The following is a 7,309-nucleotide window of genomic DNA, read 5'->3' on the forward strand; positions in this document are numbered from 1 at the left end:
GGCTGGGTGGGCGCTATGTCAAGGCCAGCATGCCAGTCGATCGAGGGCTTCAGCTGCAGCGTCAGGCAATGGCTAGCAGCACCCTATTCATGCAGGAGAATGTGCGACTTCAGCACATGAGCGACACCGTGCCATTCGATGTCGGATCGCTGCTGCCCGCACCGGCGGCTGCGACCGCGATCGTGCCTGTGAACGTGCGCGTACTCGGCAGTGACGGCCGTCCCGTCGTGAATGCGATGGTCAGCGCGTATGGTGCTGGCTTCGTTCAGGCGGCCACGGATGGAGCGGGGCTGGCGACGCTAACCTTCTTTGGTGGTACCGTCGACGACCTTGCGGCACTCTATGTAAAGCCCTTTGCTGATTACTGGGAGCGGTGGATCCCATCGCCGTCATTGCGCAGCGATAGCGAGAACCTGGTGACACTGCAGCCGCTGGAAAACTGGCCCGGCGCCAACCTGCGACGCGGTCAGCCCTTTGTCGGATGGGGTGAGCGTTTGATGGGGCTGCAGGGCAGCGACGCCAGTTTGACCGGGAAGGGGGCTAAGGTTGCGATTATCGATTCCGGTTGCGACACAAATCATCCCGCTCTGTCGCACATCAAAATTGGACTTGATCTAACTAACCTTGATCCGAACAACAACCCTGACCCGAACACCTGGCGCAACGATGTCATCTCCCACGGCTCGCATTGTGCTGGGGTGATCGCGGGCAATGGCAACAACGGTATTCGCGGCTTCGCGCCCGAAGCTGAGGTGCATGTACTCAAGCTGTTCCCTGGCGGCGCGTTCGACAGTTTGATCGAGGCGCTGGTCTATTGCGTGAACCACGAGATCGACGTCGTAAATTGTTCACTGGGCAGCGATCAGGTCAATGAGGGCGTGGCTCAGCAGATGAGTGAGGCACGCAGAGCTGGCATTGTCGTCGTCGTCGCTGCCGGCAACAGTGCTGGGCCGGTGCAATTCCCGGCGCGACTGGACACCGCACTCTGTGTCTCTGCCCTCGGTCAAGCGGGGACTTTCCCGCCTGACACCTATCACGCCCAAACGGCACCCTCGCAGATGCAGCCTGGGATGACGACCGGCGCGAATGGACTGTTTGCACCGAAGTTCACCTGCCGTGGACGGGAAGTGCGACTCTGCGGTCCAGGTGTGGCCGTCATCAGCTCTGTGCCGGGGGGCGGCATGGCTGCATGGGACGGTACCTCTATGGGAGCACCGCACATCACAGGTTTGGCGACGTTAGTAGCGGCGCACCATCCGATGGTGACCGGTATGGCCCGCAACGCGAACCGCGCGGAGCAAATCCAGAACTTCGTGATTAGTCTGGCGCAGCCGGTTGGCATGGACAGGCAGTTTGTCGGGGACGGCCTTCCGTTGTTTGTTGGGCATTCCGAGCCAGCGCCGAGCCCAGGAATAGCGCCGCAAGCGAGCGACCTGCAGAGCATTGTCAGTCATGCGTTTGACGATGTCCTGACCCATTAAAGTCTGGAAGCAAGCGCGGTGGCTTCAGGGGAGATCGCCGTGGCGCTTTTGATTTCGTATTGGCAGCGCGAGTACGGGCTATCGTAGGGCTATTTTGCAGCCGATCAGCTCCCTTCACCGGGCCGAACTCATGCCTGGCGCTGGAGGGGGAGGGAGACCGCCGGCTAACCGATCCATTGCGCGAAGGCGCGCTTGCTGGTGCGGCTTACTCGGCCTCGCTGCTTGCGGAAACGTTGTAACCGACCGTAGACGGCCTGGCGACTGCGACCCAACCGCTCGCCCAGCTCGGTTGCAGTCATGCCCTGGTCGAGTAGCGCAAGTAGTTGCGCTTCTTCGTCGGGCGACCACGGGCGGATCTCTTGTCGATTGTTGGACATCGATTTCATGCCAGCAGAAGCGCTGCGGACCATCATCGTATAGCATGCTGGTAAATGATGGGTTCCAGATTTGGAGCGTGAACGTCGCGAGGTTGCGCTTGCACCCAGCTTGCTCGGCCAGGGCCGAACTGGCCACGCGCCTGTAGGGCGGTCCAAGGGGGCCGCGTAACGATCTGTAAGTATTGGGCATGCAAAATCGCGCCTTTCTGCGCGTGATCAGTCCGACCAAGGAGATCGCCGTGACATCAAATACTGATGACGAGCTGGCTGTTTTGACGCGAGAGATCGCTGACAAGGTGACCTATGTTCAGAGCTAAACAATCCTGATCGAGGTCCTTAAGCCAGACGGACACGACGTATCCGACTATGAGAGAGAGTTAGCCAAAGAGCGGTCGCGCTTGGCAACACGGATCGCGAGGCAGTTTAGACTGCTTGAAATAGCTTCGACCAATGAAGAACCCGAGACAGCCGCGTCAACTCAAGGATAAGTAATCATGTCGGATCGCCGGAAGATCGATCGTTCGGACGTCGACTTGGTCGCATACATTTTTGGAGATGGCGGCAGCCAACGTTGCCGCGTTTTCAACATCTCGGAGGACGGCGCTGGGATCGAGCTACCGACGAAGCTGCACATGCGTGCCACATTCAAGATGATGTTGGAAAGAGACCGTATCATCCGAGATTGTCGTCTCGTTTGGTCCAGTGATACTCGCATCGGCGTCGTGTTCAAAGCCGATTGAGTCGGCTCTGGTAGGTTGTCGGTGCCAGCCAAGTGCCCCGCGGGACAAGGTCGGGGAGTGCTACCAGGCTGTCTAGCGGCAGGCATCGAGCGTTGTTGCTGCGGGTCAATGACGACACACGCGGCGGGTGCTGTGAGGAGGGCGCCCGGTGATCCGCTTCCCAGGACCCTGTCGTTTTTGACAGGTGCGGACCGTCCCGACGTATTGGCATGATCGCAGCCTAAGGACGAGGGCCGCGGCTATGCGACGTTACTACTTCCGGATTTTTCACAACGGCGAGACACAGGCGGACCCTGTGGGGGAACTATTTCGCTCCCCTGAGTTAGCAGTCCAATACGGCGCCCGTGTCGCTCGGGATATCGCCAGCGATCCCGATTATGATTGTGATGCGGGCACCGTCGTAATCGTGGTCGACGCCTCCGGTGCCGAGATCGCGCGGCATGGAGTTGGTAGTGTCACCAACTAGCAGGCGGCGTTGAGGTTTGTTGCTGCCCGCCAGCGGCAAGGTCGCGAAGCTCGGGGACGACCTGCTTTCCGCGACCGATACGGGATGATGATGCTCCGCTTCGCCGAGCAGATCTATCGGCGGGACAAGCCGCGGCGCGGGCGCGGGTTTCTTCTGGGGCGGCGGGCACGACGGCGGCGCCTGGATGAGCGGGTAGTCCCGCTTCAACGGGCGTATCCGGGAGGTCGGGACGGTGCGACTACTTTCAATGACGCAGGAAGAGCTTCATGAAGATGAATAACTTGAGCTTCGTCCAAAACCGGAAGCGATCGGCTATCGATGTCAAAATTGCTAGTGGGCCAGATTTGATGAATGTCGACGCCTTCATACCCCTGAGGGACTCCCATCACGCTGCTGCTGACAGCGTGAAAGCACAATTTCCCGATCACCATGGTGGTGACTTGCGTATTGCATTTATGCGGTCTCGGTGCGTCGTCTGGAGATGAGACCATCTGCAACCCGAAGTGCCGGCTCCAATGATCTTCTGGATTCGCGCCAATGTATTGAGCGATCCAAATGCGCCACGTCTTGAACGGAGGATGGCCGCGCAGCATGAGGGTAAAACGATCCTCGCGCGGGACCCCCTGCATTTGAACGTCAGTGAATTCCAACCGGATCGTGATCAGGCAGAAAAGAGACGCGAGAAGCCACTGATCGATCGGAGTTATGAGGCAACTTTTTCCCGTTATCAGACGAGACAAGGTGTAAATGTTGGCTTGTTCAAGCCGGCTCATCCACCCCCCATTGCACTTCAAGCAAGTATTTCGCGGCTTTCTTGATCCTGTGTGCCCTTGTCGGAGCTTCTCCCTACGCGCTGGTCCAGCTCCTTCGTATTTGAAGGTTAGTATTTCTCCAACGGTTTCCATGTGGTGGCTAGCTTTCGGCGGCAGATAGGCATCCAACCATTCAGGCCAAATATGTCCTTTGGTTACAGGCGTGCCGCCGCAGAAAACACATCTTGTCTGAGCTTTCGACATTCAGGAAACGCGCTTCATCCCATTAGCCCGAGCGTTCCAAAAGTAACTTTGGATGCCTTGACTGTGACCTGAAGAATAGCGAGCAAATCAAACCTATCCTCTGCAGGCCTCAGCAAGCGATCCGTCTCGACGGAGAGCTTTGTGACCAGTGAGTCATCCTGAAGTAAGCAGAAGGTTGGTTTTGACGGCCCGACTGCCGAGAAGGTGTCTGCTTGTGATTGGGGCGGTACTGATAGTGCATCCAAGAGAGTCTTAACTCGGTTATCGATGTCTCCGCCGTCGCCGAGTAATTGGCCCGGCGCTTGCTGGCGCAAGAACATCACCTCCAATTCGCATTGAAGATCGTTCCGTTTGGAAATGAGCGGTGCAAAGACGGAGCTGCCACGCTGCTCTAAAATTGCATAGTCCCCGTCCTCGCCCGGGTGTCTCAGCCAATTCACAGGATCCAGCGATAATGGAGGGAATTTCCATAGAGTTTCGATTTGCGGCGAGAAGCCAAGGCGGATGTTATGCACGACCGGAAGCTTCGTCTGTTGCCTAGGAGGAATTGGTCCTTCGAAGACAAGACGAAACTTCATTCCAAACGTCCATCTAATTGCAGGAGCGGCACGGGTCGTCATTTGCTTGCAACCGTCGTTCGAGTGCAAGCCACAATAGTGGTGGATTGACACTCATCACCCTTTGACCCGCCCCGACTCAGGCGCGCCCTTCCGTGGCGCAATCCAGCGCTGTGGAGGCGAGCATGTCGCGTGTCCAAGCATATCGTTCACATGAGGAGCGTAGTGCGGCCAGACGGAAGTGGATGAACGTCCCTCCCGGTATGACACGTGAGCTTGCTGACGAATTCATGCGGCGGCTGAAAGCCGTCCGCTTGTCGCTCCGCGAGATCGCCAAGTACGGCAAGCGGGGAGCACAATGAAGCGCCGGCGCCGAATGCACAGAAAACGGGACCGGCATCGCCTGCGGCTGTCCCGGCCGAAAACCCGGCCCGGCGGCGCTTACCAGTGGGTCACCGAAATTCTCAGCACGGGAGATCTAAGGCATTTGTGAGAGATTTGAATCATCCAATTTACCGGATCAAAAATTGGGTCCCGTATATCTCCGGTATTACCAACCTAGGCAGGGGCAGAAGATGGTCTTGATTAAGCGCTTTGTTGCAAATGAGAGTGGTGCGACCGCAATCGAGTACGGGCTTATCGCTGCAGGGATCGCGCTGGCGATCATCACCGTGGTCAACAACCTCGGCACCACCATGAACGACAAGTTCACTTCGATTAGCAGCTCCTTGAAGTAAAGCCGCCGCTCGAGCGCATTAAAAGCCTAGGCCCGCCGGTTCGCTGGCGGGCCTCTCTCCCGGGGCGAATTGGTGCTATAAGTTGAGGATCGATTCTTCGGGCAATCGGTTGGATGGGCATGCGCATCCAGGTCTTGATATGGGCAGGTTCGCTGACCCTCGGCGGTCTCCTCGTCTCAGCTTGCGCGCATTCAACTGATTCCAGCTCTTCGTCAGCAATTGGTTCTGGGGCACCATGGGCGCGAGACCTCAACGAGCCGCCCCCAAGTAGAGAACCCGCTGGTGCGGCAATGCCGCAGATAAGGGCGGATCTAGATGCTGCGCGTGTGAAAGCTTCTCGCTAGCTAAAATCCCAGCGTAAGTGGCCCGCCGGTTCGGCCTAGTGCTTCTCTAGGCCTTCTGAGGCTTCGTCTGATCGTCCTCCCGCATGTGCCCTGTGCCGTGGCACGCCGAGCAGACAGGTTGTGGCGGTATAGGGCGCCCCCATCTGAGCGGACGCATCACCAGAACGAAGCCGTCGATACAATTCGGGCACTTCATGATTGCTCTCCAATCGGCCACCATTGGCCGCGTGGATGAGAGTGAAGCAATTGGGCGGGCCAGCAACGCACCGGCCCTGGTTCGCGCTGGCGGGCCCGTTGTTCTCCGGGCGAGAACAGATCGCGATAATAATAAATCTTCGTTTGTTCCCTGCGCGTGTATTTATAAGCGGAACACCTAGAAGTAAGGCCGCCTCAGTTGGCGGCTTTTCCTGTGTGCCGGTTTACGCCGGCAGGGCTTTTCGCGTGAACGAAAGTTCTGAATCAGTAGCGCCGATAGTATCGATGGGCATAAGGCCGACGGACGACGACTACGCCGCGGCGATAGGCGGGACGATAGACCGGGCGAGTTCGGACACATCCGTGCCGGCCGCACACCAGGGCTACTGTCTCAACGTTCGCGACGTTGTTGGATTGTCCCAGCGGAGCAACTGGCATTGCCGATGCCGTTGCAATTGTGAATGCGGTCCCACCGAGAACGGCTAGGGCGGCAAGAGTAAGTTTGAATTTCATCCATGCTACTCCAGCGGAGGCTATCCCCGCCAACCAAGCTTAGGCGTTCCTCCCTGAACCTTGGATGACCAAGCAGCCTCACGCTCTCAATGAGCGCCCCGGAACGCGCGCGAGCTACTGCGCGTCGGGGGTTAGACATTGCACATGAAGCGAACCGGCCCGGCTTGGCGGGCGGATGCGGGGGCAGTGTGCGATAGTTTGATTGCGGCAGGATAGCTGGCTTGAACCTGGGCACCATAGGCGCATATTCGCCGGATGTTCGAGCAGCGACCAATTTTCATGGCTCGGAAAAATCCCGGACTTGGCTGGGGGGTCGATATTCTGTGGCCCGATGGCGAAACGGAAGTAATCAAGGGCTTTATTTCGGAAGGCGACGCGGTCAAGTGGATTGCTGAGCATGAGCACTCGAAGCCGTGGCAGGGAAATACGAATCAAAAACCACCCCTACAGCCTTAGAAACCCGGAAACCCGGAACCGCCAATTCTCACCGGATCCTCGAAAGGCCGCCGCCGTCTATCTCCATCAATTGTGCTTCACGCTGTCCGCGATTGCGCGTTCAACTTCTGAGGCGAGAACCGTCAGGTGATCAGCCAGCCTCGTAAACAGCTCTCGTTTCTTCGGGTCGGTCGCCAGATCACCGATGAGGGCACACTCGGCGGCATCTGTGCGGAGCTTTTCCAACTGAACCTGCATGTCTTTCATTGCAGCTACTCCGTTCCCCGAGGGGAACTGTACTGCCAAGGTGTGAAAGCGAACAGAGCGAAACGCCGAACTTTCCTAGGTTCGGGTCGCTGGACCGACGCAGTTGCGGAATCCGAGGCAAAGCGGCCACCGATTCCGACGGAAGGCGGCCAGCGATTCCGATCGAAAGCGGCCACCCAAT

8 protein-coding genes are annotated in these 7,309 nt (G+C 58.1%); 4 read left to right on the forward strand and 4 right to left on the reverse strand.

All coding sequences use genetic code 11. The features are described from left to right. A partial coding sequence (locus AC0L3K_RS39985; protein ID WP_473368141.1) for a S8 family peptidase occupies positions 1 to 1,481 on the forward strand: 1,481 nt, incomplete at its 5' end. Positions 1,482 to 1,645: 164 nt separating this feature from the next. Here AC0L3K_RS39985 and AC0L3K_RS39990 read toward each other — a convergent pair. Beyond that, on the reverse strand, positions 1,646 to 1,894 hold the full coding sequence (locus AC0L3K_RS39990) for a helix-turn-helix domain-containing protein (protein WP_473368142.1): 249 nt from the start codon (positions 1,892 to 1,894) through the stop codon (positions 1,646 to 1,648). A gap of 458 nt (positions 1,895 to 2,352) precedes the next feature. Between AC0L3K_RS39990 and AC0L3K_RS39995 the strand changes: the two genes are divergently transcribed. Continuing rightward, positions 2,353 to 2,598 carry a PilZ domain-containing protein gene (locus AC0L3K_RS39995; protein ID WP_354128193.1) on the forward strand — a complete coding sequence of 82 codons (246 nt, stop codon included), beginning with the start codon at positions 2,353 to 2,355 and terminating at the stop codon, positions 2,596 to 2,598. Between the two features lie 241 nt (positions 2,599 to 2,839). Further along, entirely contained in the window at positions 2,840 to 3,064 is a 225-nt protein-coding gene (locus tag AC0L3K_RS40000) for a DUF6894 family protein (RefSeq protein WP_473368143.1), read from the forward strand. A gap of 203 nt (positions 3,065 to 3,267) precedes the next feature. Here AC0L3K_RS40000 and AC0L3K_RS40005 read toward each other — a convergent pair whose 3' ends face one another. Together AC0L3K_RS40005 and AC0L3K_RS40010 are read right to left on the reverse strand one after the other, a co-directional pair. Beyond that, a complete protein-coding gene (locus AC0L3K_RS40005) occupies positions 3,268 to 3,837 on the reverse strand; it encodes a hypothetical protein (RefSeq protein ID WP_473368144.1) in 570 nt (189 codons plus the stop codon). 257 nt (positions 3,838 to 4,094) lie between these two features. Then, on the reverse strand, positions 4,095 to 4,658 hold the full coding sequence (locus AC0L3K_RS40010) for a hypothetical protein (protein WP_473368145.1): 564 nt from the start codon (positions 4,656 to 4,658) through the stop codon (positions 4,095 to 4,097). A 554-nt stretch (positions 4,659 to 5,212) separates the two neighbouring features. On the opposite strand from AC0L3K_RS40010, the gene AC0L3K_RS40015 reads away from it, so the two are divergent. Continuing rightward, positions 5,213 to 5,374, forward strand: a complete 162-nt coding sequence (locus tag AC0L3K_RS40015; RefSeq protein WP_473368146.1) for a Flp family type IVb pilin — start codon at positions 5,213 to 5,215, stop codon at positions 5,372 to 5,374. A gap of 1,574 nt (positions 5,375 to 6,948) precedes the next feature. Here the strand turns inward: AC0L3K_RS40015 and AC0L3K_RS40020 are convergent. Next, on the reverse strand, positions 6,949 to 7,128 hold the full coding sequence (locus AC0L3K_RS40020; RefSeq protein ID WP_129276010.1) for a hypothetical protein: 180 nt from the start codon (positions 7,126 to 7,128) through the stop codon (positions 6,949 to 6,951). Between the last annotated feature and the right edge of the window lie 181 nt (positions 7,129 to 7,309).

The sequence above is a fragment of the Bradyrhizobium sp. MI1.10 genome (genome assembly GCF_055811035.1).

Bases quoted from the DNA above. Each gene is read 5' to 3' on its own strand.
- AC0L3K_RS40015 (WP_473368146.1), top strand. From the start codon at position 5,213: ATGGTCTTGATTAAGCGCTTTGTTGCAAATGAGAGTGGTGCGACCGCA.
- AC0L3K_RS40020 (WP_129276010.1), bottom strand. From the start codon at position 7,128: ATGAAAGACATGCAGGTTCAGTTGGAAAAGCTCCGCACAGATGCCGCC.
- AC0L3K_RS40000 (WP_473368143.1), top strand. From the start codon at position 2,840: ATGCGACGTTACTACTTCCGGATTTTTCACAACGGCGAGACACAGGCG.
- AC0L3K_RS40010 (WP_473368145.1), bottom strand. From the start codon at position 4,658: ATGAAGTTTCGTCTTGTCTTCGAAGGACCAATTCCTCCTAGGCAACAG.
- AC0L3K_RS39995 (WP_354128193.1), top strand. From the start codon at position 2,353: ATGTCGGATCGCCGGAAGATCGATCGTTCGGACGTCGACTTGGTCGCA.
- AC0L3K_RS40005 (WP_473368144.1), bottom strand. From the start codon at position 3,837: ATGAGCCGGCTTGAACAAGCCAACATTTACACCTTGTCTCGTCTGATA.
- AC0L3K_RS39990 (WP_473368142.1), bottom strand. From the start codon at position 1,894: ATGATGGTCCGCAGCGCTTCTGCTGGCATGAAATCGATGTCCAACAAT.